Here is a 15,191-nt window from a genome sequence, read left to right as displayed (position 1 = left end):
AGCATTATCTTGGATTTGGTTCCAGACCACCTACATCAATGGCAGACTTAGGAATCTGTAAAGCCTTTCTAAGGTCATCCCCTTGTAATGTAACGGTAGAACCATCTTCTAAATCATGAACAACAGGTATAAAATATCTTTTCAAATCAAACCACCTCATACCCTGAATAATAAATTCCTTTCTCCTTTCCAGAAAAATGATGTAGGAAAGAACATTGTTTACATCATCAGAACTACCATAAAATGACCTTAAGTCTTCTAAAGTTATTGTTGGCGTTCCGCCACTAAATCTTTTTTCACTTAAAACCTGTAGATCAGCTATTGACTGGCTCAAATTTCCGAGAAAAGCATTCGCCTCTGCCCTATTTAGCAATACTTCCTCGCCTGTAAATGCGATATGAATGTAGTATGGGAAACCAACTGAAGAGTTGAGACTACTTCTCTCAAACAAACTTTCATACCGGGCCGGAAATACAGCATTTAACCCCTTTACAAAAGCCGGATTCTCTCTTTCGTCCGTTAACCCTCCAAAAATCGAGGCGCCAAACAATGAGCTATAAAAATTCGATTCAGGTCCATAGGCAAAATCCGGACGTTGAGTTAAGGATATTTTTCGCATTAGCATAAGGTTGGCTGCCAACTCCGGCGAAGTGTACAAACGAGGGTATTCTGTAACTGAGGAACTTGCTAACTGAAAATCCTGAGAAGTGAGATCCCGAACAAATGCCCCCGGATTAGACCCTAATAATGCATCGCTGTATTCCTTGCATCTTATGAAATCGCGTTTAAAGAGATAAAAACGTGAGGCGAATGCAAGTGCAGCATTTCTATTAAAATGATATTTACCTGAGTTATTGTAAAAACTATCATCAACCTTTTCCAGGCCATCTAATAAGTCTTCCTCAATGTCATCGTACACCCTCCTGACAGACCTTCGTTCATAGGTCTTCAGAAAAGTTGTTTCAGGTGTTTTTATGTATGGGATGCCATCACCGGATTCCCCAAAATGCAAGCCAAACATGTTTACCAACATGAAATGCCCATAAGCTCTGGTAAGCAATGCTTCAGCCTCCAATGCGTCTTTTCTAGCCCGATCTTCGCCATCTTCGACAGGAAGTTCATCCAAAATTGCTAAAACTTCATTGGCATGTGAAATAGCGGCGTATGTCTGAAACCAAAAAAAATCAGGAGTGTCCTGTTCGGTAGGTCCTGTTGTAACATCCTCCCAGGTGTACATTTGTTGATGACTGAGTCTTTTGTTAGTACCCTGAGTAAACTGTACATTATCACTCATCCACTCGGTGAAATTGGGACTGGCAATAGAGTATGCATTTACGAGCAATTGTGAAGCCTTCTCCAGGTTATCAAGTGTCACTCTATTATCAGGATCTTCATCTAAAAAGGTATTGCAAGAACTCAGCATAATCAGTGCTGGTATCAAAACCCTAAAGTTCAATATGGTTTTAATCTTTTGCATCAAAATCCAACATTTAATGAAAAGGTGAGCAACTTAGGCTGAGGAAGTGAAACTCCCCCGGTACTGAAGAATTCAGGATCTTGTCCTCTTAAGTTTTCTCTATCAGAATAAAGTAGCGCTAAATTTTGTGCTTCTACCGAAACGTTAGCACTTGAAAATCCAATTTTATTAATGAATGAGCGAGGTAGTTGATAGCTCAGTCTGACAGTTTTAAGTCTGACATAATCTCCACTTGCCACCCGCTCTGTACTTTTGTTATAAAGCCTATAAGCCAATACAACACTACCATCGGATTGTGCCACATTCCGGTCAACAATTGTGGGTATATCTGTCAGATCTTCGTCCCCTGGAACGGCCCATCGATCTACAAGCTGTCCTGGCAATGCATCAAAATCAGTATATGTTTCAAAGAAAGCATCGTTTAATCTGATTTTATACCCCCATTTAAAAGAAAGCAGGACATTCAAGCTCAACCCTTTGTAGCTCACTATATTAGAAAAGCCACCTGAAGCCCGAGGTTCAGTCGAACCTTCAAAAACAAGTGCATCCTCAATGCCCTCTCTCCCTTGCAAATCAAATTGAAGTACTCTTTCGCCCTCTGCATTGATAAATGTTGGGACACCTTCCTCATTTAGCCCCGCAAAATTGGCAGAATACAAGGACCTTCTTGGTCTCCCTAAGACTGCAGCTCCATTTTGCCCAACAGCGTCTACGAAACGAGGACCAAAATCAAGTTTGGTAATCCTGTCACGACTATAGCCCATATTAATATTTGATCGCCAGTTAAAGTCGTTGCGCTCATAATTAGTGGTGTTGATGGAAAACTCATACCCAATGATCTCCATGTCAGCAAAGTTGCCAACCTTTAGCCCCTGTCCGCCTATTCCGCTGGTCTGTACGATCCCAATTAGATCAAATGAGTTTCGGATGTAATAGTCAAAGCTTACGTCGATTTTCCTATTGAGAAGTCCGAAATCCAAGCCAACATTCAGCTCCTTTAGCTTTTCCCATGTTAAATCCGAATTAGTTAGATCGGCTATAAATAGATAAGGTTCTACATCGGTTGGTCGAATGGTTACATCTGATTGCAGGTTGAGTCTGGAGCTAGCCTGAGGAGGTAGATTTCCAGAAACTCCATAGGTACCTCTCACACGTAAATCAGAAATAACTGTAAGCTGACTCATGAATGACTCATTATACACATTCCAGGCTCCACTTACATTCCAGGTAGGTAGGTATCGCGCTTCCTGACTTTTTCCCAGTTGGTTAGAACCATCATAACGAAAAGTGAAGTTGGCTACATACTTTGATTTATATGCGTAACCACCATTTAAAAACCAACCAATAAACCTGTCCTTTTCCTGATCTAAACTGAAATAATCAATATTCTGAAGATTGAAGAATTCTATGATATTCGGGTCAGTGACTACTACCCCGCCACTTTCATAGATTACTCCAAGTCCTGTGGCTGAGGACTCTGTTCGGTTTGTCAGCCGTAGCTCCTGCCCCGCCAGCACGTTTACTTCATGTATTTCATTTATTGTTTTAGACCAGTCACCACTTACACGACTGAAAAAGTTTAACAGATCACTTCTATCCAGATATTTAAAACCACCCTGTGGAAGTACTACAACCGGATTCAATCCCGGATTATTAGGATCATTATATAATAAGTTATTTGCTTGCTGAATAAACTGAGTTCCATTGGCCCTGAATGCCTCAGCTTGATTTGAGTTCTCCGTTATTGTATGATCACGCTCTGTGTTTGCATACCTAACCTGAAGTACACCTTTGAGTGAAATGTTATCACGTGGAGTAAACTCAAAATCTGTTTGGGCGGACACATCTAAAACCCGGATGTCTATGAAGTTGTTTTCCAGCTCGTGTAGAATATTAAAAGGCGCAAAATTTCTTCTGAAAAACTCCCTTCTTCCTGAATTGTCAAAAGGCCGGATAGATCTGGCGGTGTTGAGACTAAAACTGTAGGGATTTATGTCAAAGTCTCTATTAAACTGTCCGGTAATTGGATCTAGTTCTCTGTTTCGAGTTCCGGGAGCTGTTTGATCACGGTAGCTTGCGCCCAGCTTTAATCCAAAGATGAATTGATCAGATATGAAATAAGTATTCCTGGCGGTTCCGGTAAACCTCTTCACCTGATCAGCAATGGTTTGTCCCTGATCATCCAGATAGCTAATTGAATAATAACTATTAGACTTTTCATTACCCGCGGTAAAGCTCAAAGAGTGTTGTTGCTGAAGGCCAAAATCTCTAAAGAGAACATCAAACCAATCCGTATTCGCATTTTCGTATTGATTTAAAAATGCCTCATTGAGCGTACCTCCAGGTCCCCATTCTAGCTCATGATTGGCAATGAGCGTATACATTTTTCCTAGGGAGCCATAATTCCTGGCTCTAACAGAAGTGCTGATATCCACAATGCCTTTTCTGCTTAGTTCACGATAAACAGATAGCTCTTCAGCCGAATTGAGCAGATCGAATTGATTGTAGGTTGGTCTTAGTTTTACCGAAAAGTTAGCATTGTAATTAACTCTTAATTGACCGCTTCTTCCTTTCTTCGTGGTAATCACAATGACTCCATTTGCTGCACGAGCACCGTATATCGCCGTTGCTGAAGCATCCTTCAATACCTGAAAGGATTCTATATCATTCGGGTTAAGGTTGGCAATAGATGAACTTACAAGTGTATTGGAATTTCCTGAAATGAGGTCATCGGCATCTATATTGGAAAGATCCTCAAGAATCACTCCATCCACAACAAATAAAGGCTGATTGTTGCCATTGATGGATGCATTGCCCCTGATTCGGATTCTTGCTGATGTACCAAATGTTCCGGAAACATTATCCACGTTCACACCAGCCACCTGGCCTTCCAAAACACGACTAGCATCTACCATGCCTTGCGGACGTATATCATCCATCTTAAGACTTTCTGAAGCTCCGGTGAATAGCTTTCTATCAACTTCCTGAAACCCCGTTATGATGACTTCATCTGTAACAAGAATATCTTCTTCAAGAGTGACTGCAACGAAGGATTGCTGCCCTACTGTTATTCGCTGGGTCTTCATCCCCAACATACGGACAATCAGAACATCTCCCCTGTTTGCAATGATTGAGAAGTTCCCATCAATGTCTGTGATGGTACCTTCTTCGGTATTTTCATTAAAAACTGTTGCTCCTATTAATGCTGTTCCATCCGAATCTTTTACTTGTCCAATGATGGTTTGCTGTGAGAAAGCAGAGATCGACAAAAACAGAAAAGTAAGGAAAAGGGATATGCTCCTCATTGCACTTACTCGGTTCTTTATTGTCTTTCGAATGCGTAGACTAAATCAATGCTGACAGCAGTAAACAATTCACTTTTCCCCTCATTATCGAGAGAATTATAATAGTCTGCAGTTACTGTATCATGGAGTAGTAAAAATTGGGACTCTACACTCCACCATAATTGATCATTGTCATTTTCCTCAATTCTATACTCCTGCTCATCTTCATCTTCCGGTGTTAATGTCAACACATCGTCTTCAAGCTCCCAGGTTCCATCATCCTTTATATCGGGACCTGTAACACCAATACTACGCTTATAAGTCTTGTTAGAATTTAGAGTTAATTCATATGATTCAATTGTCACGCCACCACCAAAAGAAATCTCATTAACTGCAAGAATTTGCCCTTCATTTCTTAATTTAAATCCTTCTGGCACATTGGTTAAGATATAACTATCCAATTCCCAGGTCCCCATCTCATGTGTAATGACCGGACCGTCATCTTTCCCACAAGACAGAATCACAATAGATGCTGCTAATAGACATATTAGATTTTTCATATTTTAAATGTTAATGAACAGAATAACCATGTTATTTAAATATTCTTCTGTTCTAACCTAGAAGCAACACAAAATGAAAAATCCCTTACTTAGTCCATGACATTTCTTACTTATTCTGAGCTAGATTCCTTTTTATCCTTGCCTTCTTTCTTAGCTTCCACATCATCGCCATCTTTCAATCTTTTCGATACAGCAAGGAAAGGACCCGAAATAACCTCTGTTCCCTCTTCAAGGCCTGACACAATTTCGATCCGGTCAAAATCACTAATACCAGTTTCTACTTTAGTAAGTACAGCTACACCATCCTTCACAACAAAGACTACCTCATCAACTTCTTCGTCAATTAAAGCTTCGGTGGTAGAATCATCATCACCTTCATCCTCATTATCCTTTTCAGATCGAGTGGTAACAGATGCAAGAGGAACGGTTAAAATGTTTTTCTTAACCTCAGTGATGATATCAACGCTTGCGGTCATACCCGGTCGGAATGGGTATCTAATACCTTCTTCTTTCACCAGGTCGCTATATGAGCTATTCAAAATTTGAATGCGAACTTCAAACTCTGTAACAGCATCAGCGGATATTTTATCGTTTGCCGTATTAGCAATATGCGTAACAACCCCTTTGAAAGTTTTTTCTTTAAAAGAATATGAATCCACATCTATAATGGCCGTATCACCTACATTAATTCGAATAATATCGTTCTCATTGACATCAACCTTCACTTCCATTTTAGACAAATCAGCGATTCGCATTACCTCGGTTCCCTGAAACTGAGATGTACCAAGCACTGTCTCTCCTAGCTCAACCGGAAGTTTGGAAACGATTCCACTCATTGGAGCTCTTAAGGTTGTTAGTCGGAGGTTTTCCTGAGCCTCGCGCACAGTAGCCTGAGAGCTTTTAACAATATATTCACCAGCAATTACACTTTGTCTTGCTGATTCTAAGTCTTGCTCAGCTATTTTAAAATTGGCCTCAGCCAATTGATAATCTGCTTGCGAGATCACTTTTTGCTCATAAAGGCTTTTCTGACGAGTAAAGTCTTGTTTTGCACGTTCATAGTTTGCTTGTGATCGCGCTTGTGCTGATCTTGCTTGTGCCAGGTTGGCCTCCTGCTGATTAAGGCTAGCGCGAGCTCGTTCCAACGCTGACTGGAAGTTATCCGGCCTGATTCTCAAGAGAAAATCACCCTTGCTAACCGAATCACCCTCCTCAATCTGCATTTCAATGATTTCACCTGAAACTTCCGGGCTTAATTGCACTTCAACTACAGGCTGAACCTGACCTGAAGCACTCACTTTTTCGATGATTGTATTTTTCTCTGCCTTGGCTACTTCTACTTCAATTTTCTTTTTCTGTCCCACCCATCCCTGAGACTTACCGATTATAGCGAATAGTATTAATACCACCACTACACCACCGAGGATGTATAAAATTTTATTGCTTGATTTTTTCTTCTTTGCCATGATGTTTTAGATAAATATTTGGTGAACGGTTTTTAGAATGTTAATGGTTTACCCTGGTAGAATTCCAGCACTTTTTGTTTGAATACGAAATCATATTTCGCTCTCGATAAATCTGTTCTTGCCTGAAATAAATTATTTGATGCAACCTGATAATCTGTAAAGTTTGCTGCACCGTTGTTGTATTGATTTTCTACTGCTCTAAAGGTCTCTTCCAATGAAGCTACCTGTTTTTGAGATGCAGAGTAGGTTTTTGCAGCAGCTACTGCATTTCTATAGGAAGACTCGATCGTCTGGTATAAAATATTTTGCTGCTCTCTTTCATTTATCTCAGCCTGCTGTAATGTGATTTTAGATCGTTGAACTTGGCTTCTTGTATTAAATCCATTGAAGATTGGAATGTTCAAATTCAATGATAAACTTCTACTAAAGTTGTTATCATATTGTGTAGATAATGATGTTGTTTCAAAATTGCCATCGGCAATTTCCTGTTGTAAGAAGATATCATCACCGTTTTCTGTAACAAGGTCAGTGGGCACCTGAACTGTAACTGGATCAGAGGTCGGAACAAATTGCTGCGATGCATCAGAATATCTAGTGTCCATTCTTCCGGAAATACTTAAAGAAGGATACATTCCACCTTTTGCAACTTCCACACCAACTTGGCTGCTTTCCACTCTTAGCTGGGCACTTTGAATCTCAGGCATATTTAAAAGCGCCTGGTTATAAAGATTCATGATGCTACTATTTTCAATTTCCGCCTGATCTATTGTGATATCTGGAATCACTACATCAATTTCCTGACCCGGTGGAAGTAAAAGAGCTTGCTTTAGTGCTAATACAGCTAAGTCCAGATTATTTTGGGCATTAATAAGGTTCACCTCGTTAGTAGCAACTTGACTTTCAAGTTGCAGTTCATTAGAAAGTGGTAATGCGCCAGAGGCAACAAGCTTTTTTGTGCGATCAAGTTGCTGTTGGCTCGATTCAAGCTGGAATTGAGCATTATCGAGTAGTTCCTTATTGAAAATGACATTTAGGTAAAAGTTTGCAGTGTTCAATGAAATGTCATTTTCCGCTTTTTCCAGATCTTTTCTTGAGGCCTGTGTATTTAACTTACCTTGCCTTATGCTGTTAGTTACCTGTAACCCTTGAATTACAGGTATATTGGTGGAAACTCCCACGCTATTAAAATTGATCCGTTGATCGATAAATTGGTTTGTTGTTGGATCAATTCCTCGACCCCAGTTGTAACCATAGTTTCCATTTGCATTTAGCGTTGGATACCTACCTGCCTGAGATTGCAATAGGTTCACCTCGGCAGTTTGTAGGTTAAGTTCACTACGCTTTACATTCAGGTTATTTTTAACCGCTATCTCTATGCATTCTTCCAGCGATAGCACACGTTTTTCCTGACTGATTCCCGCAAAAACGAATAAAATCAGCAAAGTAATTAGTCCAAATTTTTTCATTTATAATTATTGCTTTTAAAAGGCTAAATGGAATTCGCTTGAATTCAAGTTGGTTTAAAACTTCGAATTCATCTTCAAGCTCATTTCATATTATTTATCAATGTCCGGTATGTAGATGACTTTATGCACCCACTTCCTCTTCTTTAAATATTCTAGTGTTATATCATCTATTCCTGAGTCCATTTCCAGAATCAGGCACGCTAAATCGTTTCTTCCTTTCCGAGACACTGTCATGGTGGCGATGTTACATTCGTCCTGAGATAATACCTCAGTAAAGAATGCGATGCTTCCCTTCACATCGTCTGCTTCTATAATCAACGTGTGAAGACTTGCAGTAAAGTTCGAATCAAACCCATTCACCTCTTTAATCCTGATGACACCACCTCCTCTGCTTTCACCGAGAATTTCTACACTATCGCCTCCTTTTTTTGCGGTAACTCTCACCGAGTTTGGATGAAAGGTTGAAGCACTTCCAATCGATCTAAATTTATATGACAAACCTACTTTCTCTGATAAACTCAAGGCATCCTTTATCCTTTTATCATCAGTTCGGTAATCCATCAATCCTGCCAGAATCGCACGGTTACTCCCATGTCCTTCAAAGGTTCTAGCAAAGGAATTATAGAAGATAATGTCCGCATGATCAGGCACCCCTCCCAATAACTTATTTGTTACTCGACCAATACGAACAACACCAGCCGTATGTGAGCTGGATGGGCCAATCATTACCGGACCAATCATATCGAATATTCCACTGCTTTCTGCCATGTGACTAACTGATTAGTTGACTACTTTGAGTTTAAAAATGTTACACCGCAACGGCACCTTTTATGTGTGGATGCGGATCATAATTTAAAAGTTCAAAATCTTCAAACTTAAATCCGAAAATATCTTTAACATCAGGATTGATTTTCATTGTAGGAAGCTGGCGTGGCTCTCTTGAAAGTTGTAATTCTGTTTGTTCTAAATGATTGTTGTACAGGTGAGCATCACCAAAAGTGTGCACAAAATCTCCCGGCTCCAGATCACAAACTTGTGCTACCATCATCGTAAACAACGCATATGAAGCAATATTGAAAGGAACGCCCAAAAACACGTCAGCACTCCGCTGGTAGAGTTGGCAGCTGAGCTTCCCATCTGCGACATAAAACTGGAAGAGTGTATGACAAGGCGGTAATGCCATATCATCAACGTCAGCCACATTCCAAGCGCTTACAATATGCCTACGGCTATTGGGGTTATTTTTGATGCCCTCAATCAACTTTTTGATCTGATCAATTTTACGTCCATCCGGTGTTTCCCAACTTCTCCACTGCACACCATATACCGGTCCGAGATTCCCCTCTTCATCTGCCCATTCATCCCAGATTGAAACACCATTTTCTTTTAAATACTTGATGTTTTGATCGCCTTGAAGAAACCAAAGCAATTCATGGATAATTGATCTTAGATGCAGTTTCTTGGTCGTAACACATGGAAAACCTTTGCTTAAATCGAAACGCATCTGATACCCGAATACACTTTTTGTTCCAGTCCCGGTACGATCGCCCTTCTCAGAGCCATTGTCCAGGATATGTTGCATTAGGTTCAGGTATTGTTGCATTCTGTTCGTAGTTTGGTAACAAAATTAACTTTTAAACGAACAAACACTGAACCCACGATTAGATAAATATGTCGAGCGGTTAATTACCCTAAAGGGAAAGGTGATAATGACCAGCTTACTGGTAGTGATTACTGCCGTTTTTGGCTGGAATCTGCAATATGTCACTTTTGATTTCGAATTTGAGAAATTCTTTCCAAATAATCACCCAGATAGTCGGGCGTATCAGGAGCACGTAGAACAGTTTGGATACGATAATGACTATCTCCACATCATTATCGAAAATGAGAATGGAATTTTCAATGAATCATTTTTAAAAAATGCTGCCAAGTTTGAAAAATCGCTGATCAACATTCCTGATGTCAAAAACGTCTATTCGCCTTTATCATTACAGCACGTCATAAAGTCACCGACAGGTCTGGTGATTTTTCCATTAATGCATACGGACAATCCAACTGAGTATCACTTAGAGCAGGATAGTTTAAGAATTTTTGGAAATCCATTTTATAAAGCTGCTTTTAGTAAGAACAGAAAAGCACTGAGTATCTATCTAAATCATGCTCATTTTAACGACCAAAAGCGAAGTGAGCGAATATTAGAAGCCATTCAGTTAAAGGGCGAGATTTACGAGATTCCGAGTATTCGTTTGGTAGGCAAACTGAGTGCTGCGGGGGTGTTCATTTCTTACATCCAAAACGATTTTGGTAAATTCCTCATCGGCTCATTGATTCTAAGCTTTGGATTACTTCTTCTCATATTTAAGAACTTTAAATCTGCTCTCCTTCCTTTTCTAATAAGCCTCCTTTCAATTGTCTGGCTTTTTGGATTAATGGGCATGCTGGAGTACAAAATCAATCTGTTAAGCTCATTGCTACCTCCCATCCTGTTTTTTGTATCCATGTCTGACGCAGTGCACCTCATGAATGCATTGAAAAAATCCAGTGGACATGGTAAGAAAGAGAAAATAAAAAAGGCACTTGAGATCGTCTGGATTCCAACTTTGCTAACTTCAGTTACCACCGCCATTGGCTTTTTAAGCTTACTTTGGATCAATACAGAGCCAGTTCAATTACTTGGACTTTTTGCAGCTGCAGGGATACTGATTGCATTCATTATCACATTCACTTTCGGTCTGCTGATGGCATCCGTGACCACCTATTCTACTAATCAACGGATCATTGAAGTACCAAATAGTTGGTTAGGCTTTTTAATCAGGCATAAGAAAATTGTGGTTCTAGCTTGTTCAATTGTAATGCTTCTGGTTATCCCCGGAATAACAAAGCTTAAAATCAACTCTTTCCTACTGGATGATTTACCGAAAGATTCACAAGTCCGTCAGGATTTTGAATATGCAGATGAACAGCTCGGTGGCTCCAAGCCCTATGAAGTAAGAGTAGAGGTAGCGGATACTTCTCTTGCTATCTGGGATAAAAAGGTGATGGACGAAATTGTGAAAATTGAGGAATACTTACTTAATGAATATCCCATAGCTAAAGTGCAATCCCCGGCAACCATCGTCAAGTACCTGAATATGGCAAATAATGGAGGTTTAAATGAAAATTATAGATATCCGGATAGTGAAAGAACGTATTTGCAAATTCGAAGACTTAAAAATCGAATTGATCCGAAACGACTGGACAAACTGGTAACGGAGGACGGTAAAACGGGACGCTTAATTGGTTTCTTTCCTGAACTTGGTTCACACGAAACTGACCAACGAAATCAGAAATTGATTCAATATCTTGATCAGCATATTGATAGGAATATCATAAGCTACCGAATCACGGGAACTACCTATCTCATTGATAAAAGTCATGAATTGCTATCCATCAATTTGCTGAAGGGCTTACTAACAGCAATTGGGGTTATAGGGGTTATCCTTGGGATTTATTTTCGCTCATGGAAGCTGATGATTATAAGCTTAATCCCAAACTTGATTCCACTGATAATGGTAGCAGGAATTTTAGGATGGCTTGGCATTTCGCTCAAAATGACCACTTCAATCATCTTTACAATCGCATTCGGAATAGCCGTTGATGATACGATTCATATGATGAGTTACTACTTAAAAGACAAGGAAGAAAATGCACATAAGCGAATAGAAAAAACATTTAAACATGCCGGCAGTGCTATGCTTATCACTTCTATCATAATGACCGCCGGGTTTGCGCTTTATCTCTTTTCAAATTTCGGCGCAACTTTTTACCTAGGCTTATTTGTTAGCCTTTCTCTGGTGATCGCGTTAATCATCGACTTGAGTTTGTTGCCATTACTTCTCATCACGTTTAAGAAAAATGCTAAATAAAGGAGATTCTCTTCCTGAAATATCACTTGTAAATCAAGATGGCAATCTTATTTCACTCAATGATTTTAAAGGCAGGCCACTTGTCATTTACTTTTATCCAAAAAACAATACCAGAGTTTGCACTGCCCAAGCTTGTGGTTTTAGAGATAATTATGAGCAGTTTAAAGAAGCTGGCGCTGAGGTCATTGGCATAAGTCAGGACAGCTCTGAATCCCACAAGAAAGTAGTAAATAACCGAAAACTGCCATTCATTCTTTTGAGTGATTCTAAAAAAGAAGCGCTCAAAGCATTTAAGATTCCTTCCTTATTCTTTGGACTGATACCCGCCAGAGTAACATTTGTTTTTGACAAATCCGGAAAAGTGGTTCATGTCTTCAGAGCTGACTTTAATGCTGACAAGCATATCGAAGAAACCCTAAGCATAATCAATTCACTTTAATCACTCATCTTTCAAGACCTCAGAAGGATTCATTAATGAGGCTTTTGTTGTTTGAATAATAGCAATGGCTAATGAAATAAATAATAATAGCCCTAAAGACAAAAGAAAGATGTCAGGTGAAATACTTATGTGATATTCAAAATCACTTAGCCAGATGTTCATGAAATAATAGCCAAGTGGTGCCGCCACACAAAACGCAATCAAAAGAAGCTTCACGTAGCTCTTTGAAAAGAGAAATACAATGCTATTTACTGATGCTCCTAAAACTTTCCGAACACCAATCTCCTTTAACTTTTGCTCCACAGAGAAAACCACAATTCCAAAAAGGCCAAGCGAGGCAATGATTATAGTGAGTATGGCAAAGAATGAAAGCACACTACCAAACCTTTGCTCTGTTTGATAAGAGTTTTCAAAGAAATCACTTAGCACCACATGATCATAAGGTTTCCCCGGAACAAATTCCTGCCATTTATTTTCAATTTCAACCTTCAATTTTTCAAAATCAGTATTTGTGGTATTTGTTTTTACCATGACCTGTGTCAGTGGACGTTTTCCCTGCGCATTTGATTTGGAATGAAAAATTGCAAATGGTTCGATTGGCGAGTGAAGAGATGAGAAATTGAAATCTTTCGCTACACCTATGATATGATAAGTGCCACTCCAATTGGTAATCTTCCTGTTCAGAATAGATTCATCAATCTTCCATCCTATCGTATGAGCAGCTGTTTCGTTAATGACAATTCCATTTACATCATCGGAGTAGGATTTATCAAATCCACGACCTACAGCCATCTTTATTTTTAATAGATCAATGTAATTTTCATCACCAAGTACATAATTCAAAGGTAAAGACCCGCCTTCCGGTTTATCCGGAATGAATTGATCTCCATTGAAGGCTAATAGAGGTGTAGCATCACAAACAGCCGTACCTACAACACCATCCAGTTTTGATAACTCATTTGCAAACTCTACTTGCGACCCGGTCCAATGCGCGTTTTCAATTGACAACAAGTTAGTCTTTTCAAAGCCAAGATCTACATTCATAAAGTGATTCAGCTGCTTGTAGATCGTGATTGTGCATATGATCAAAAGAAAAGAAAGTACATATTGAGTAACCAACATTCCATTTCTCAATTTAAGGCCTTTCTTGCCTGATCTCATCTCTCCTTTCATTGCCGAAATTGGTTTGAATGAATTGAAAAACAAGAATGGATAAAGCCCGGAAACAACGCTCACAATCATGATTAACAGAACTACAAAGACGGCCAGAATTGGGTCGATTAGCGAAAAAGAAAGTGAGGTGCCTATCGATTGATTAATATAAGGAATAGCATAGAAAAGGCTAACCATAGCAATGGTGGCCGAAATAATGCAATAGGCTAAAGATTCACCAAAATACCTTCGAATGAAAGAAGCTTTGCTACCTCCCAAAACTTTCCTTAAAGCAACTCCCTGTGCCTTGTTTGTAAACTGTGCGGTACTTAGGTTAATAAAATTGATGCAAGATAGAATCAAAAGGAAAATCGCCGATCCAATCAATGCAGCCACTACCTTAATATCTCCAACCTGATTTAATCGATTATATATTCCGGACGAGTGTAAATAGACATCCTGAAAAGGCTGCATATATAAATTCCATTCTTTCCCCGCCGCAATGTATTCATCATACGTATAGCCCATTACTTCCAGTGTCTGGATGGCATGCTTGGCAGGAAGCTCGTTGAGCTTAGCCTGGACTGCTTTCGGATTGGCAGACTTTTCTAATAAAATGAAAGTTTCGAAAGTCGTCCACATCCAACTCCAATTACTTCTTTTTATGCGATCGATACTACTGAGCGAAATGAGAATATCAAAGTCTATATATGAATTAGTATTTGTCTCTTTTACAACACCTGTGACCTTATAAGTATTCCTTATTGGTCCACCACCCAAATCTACTAGTTTCCCCATTGGTTCTTCATCACCAAAAAATCGTTTCGCAACCTCTTCAGTAAGAACTATTGAGAATGGATGGTCGAGGGCCGTTGACAAATCTCCCTTAAGTAATGGAAAAGTAAAAACCTCAAAAAAGTTTGAATCTGCAGCTAATACATATTCTTTATTAAAAAATTTTTCTTCATCGCCATCTTTAAATCGGATGGGCATCAACTCAGGCGTATGAATTCTTACGACTTCTTTTGCTTCTGGTATTTCCTGATTAATAGCATAACCTACACCCGGACCGGTACTAGAAAATTGATTGGGGTTATCCTCACCCCAGATAAAAGTCTGATTGATTCGATATATCTGATCACCTTTCTCATGGAAGGTGTCATAACTCAGCTCATTTTGCACATACAGATAAATCAGAATGGACGAGAAAAACCCGACTGTCAGTCCTAAAATATTGATGGATGAGAAAAGTTTGTTTCGTCTGAGTGACCGAAAGAATAATTTAAAAGAGGTAAGCATGTATTTACATTAGGTTTTCAGTCTCACGTAAGACATAAAAGATGCCAGAATTGTTAATCAATTAAAAACCAACGTCTTAAGAGATAGCAAGAGAATAAACATCGTTCAATAGTGAACAAAAGGGTGTTCGTCGAAATGAATCA

The 15,191-nt window shown here is 39.3% G+C and carries 10 protein-coding genes; 2 read left to right on the top strand and 8 right to left on the bottom strand.

Annotated elements, in window-relative coordinates; translation table 11 throughout:
• Positions 1 to 4: 4 nt before the first annotated feature.
• The 7 genes from RIC88_RS14625 to RIC88_RS14595 all read right to left on the bottom strand — a co-directional run bounded on the left by RIC88_RS14625 (position 5) and on the right by RIC88_RS14595 (position 9,856).
• Positions 5 to 1,477 carry a RagB/SusD family nutrient uptake outer membrane protein gene (locus RIC88_RS14625; RefSeq protein WP_350218301.1) on the bottom strand — a complete coding sequence of 491 codons (1,473 nt, stop codon included), beginning with the start codon at positions 1,475 to 1,477 and terminating at the stop codon, positions 5 to 7.
• Positions 1,477 to 4,782, bottom strand: coding sequence for a SusC/RagA family TonB-linked outer membrane protein (locus RIC88_RS14620; protein ID WP_350218300.1), 3,306 nt, complete (start codon positions 4,780 to 4,782; stop codon positions 1,477 to 1,479). The genes RIC88_RS14625 and RIC88_RS14620 overlap by 1 nt, the downstream gene beginning before the upstream one ends.
• Positions 4,783 to 4,799: 17 nt before the next feature.
• Positions 4,800 to 5,321 (bottom strand): lipocalin family protein, encoded by a 522-nt coding sequence (locus RIC88_RS14615; protein ID WP_350218299.1) that lies wholly within the window; start codon positions 5,319 to 5,321, stop codon positions 4,800 to 4,802.
• Between the two features lie 110 nt (positions 5,322 to 5,431).
• Positions 5,432 to 6,787: an efflux RND transporter periplasmic adaptor subunit gene (locus RIC88_RS14610; protein WP_350218298.1), complete on the bottom strand. Its 1,356-nt coding sequence runs from the start codon at positions 6,785 to 6,787 to the stop codon at positions 5,432 to 5,434.
• A gap of 32 nt (positions 6,788 to 6,819) precedes the next feature.
• Positions 6,820 to 8,253 carry a TolC family protein gene (locus RIC88_RS14605; protein WP_350218297.1) on the bottom strand — a complete coding sequence of 478 codons (1,434 nt, stop codon included), beginning with the start codon at positions 8,251 to 8,253 and terminating at the stop codon, positions 6,820 to 6,822.
• A 90-nt stretch (positions 8,254 to 8,343) separates the two neighbouring features.
• Positions 8,344 to 9,021, bottom strand: a complete 678-nt coding sequence (gene sdaAB, locus RIC88_RS14600; RefSeq protein ID WP_350218296.1) for an L-serine ammonia-lyase, iron-sulfur-dependent subunit beta — start codon at positions 9,019 to 9,021, stop codon at positions 8,344 to 8,346.
• Between the two features lie 40 nt (positions 9,022 to 9,061).
• Positions 9,062 to 9,856: a thymidylate synthase gene (locus RIC88_RS14595; protein ID WP_350218295.1), complete on the bottom strand. Its 795-nt coding sequence runs from the start codon at positions 9,854 to 9,856 to the stop codon at positions 9,062 to 9,064.
• Positions 9,857 to 9,962: 106 nt separating this feature from the next.
• Between RIC88_RS14595 and RIC88_RS14590 the strand changes: the two genes are divergently transcribed.
• Together RIC88_RS14590 and RIC88_RS14585 are read left to right on the top strand one after the other, a co-directional pair.
• Positions 9,963 to 12,158, top strand: coding sequence for an efflux RND transporter permease subunit (locus RIC88_RS14590; protein WP_350218294.1), 2,196 nt, complete (start codon positions 9,963 to 9,965; stop codon positions 12,156 to 12,158).
• The gene (locus RIC88_RS14585) at positions 12,148 to 12,597 is read left to right on the top strand and encodes a peroxiredoxin (RefSeq protein ID WP_350218293.1); all 450 of its coding nucleotides are present in this window, start codon (positions 12,148 to 12,150) and stop codon (positions 12,595 to 12,597) included. Before RIC88_RS14590 ends, RIC88_RS14585 begins: the two co-directional genes overlap by 11 nt.
• On the opposite strand, the gene RIC88_RS14580 is transcribed toward RIC88_RS14585, so the two are convergent.
• Positions 12,598 to 15,048, bottom strand: a complete 2,451-nt coding sequence (locus RIC88_RS14580) for an ABC transporter permease (protein WP_350218292.1) — start codon at positions 15,046 to 15,048, stop codon at positions 12,598 to 12,600.
• Positions 15,049 to 15,191 lie beyond the last annotated feature (143 nt).

This window comes from Ekhidna sp., assembly GCF_040220215.1.
Classification (GTDB): Bacteria; Bacteroidota; Bacteroidia; order Cytophagales; family Cyclobacteriaceae; genus Ekhidna.
This window is presented reverse-complemented; position numbering and strand designations above follow the sequence as displayed.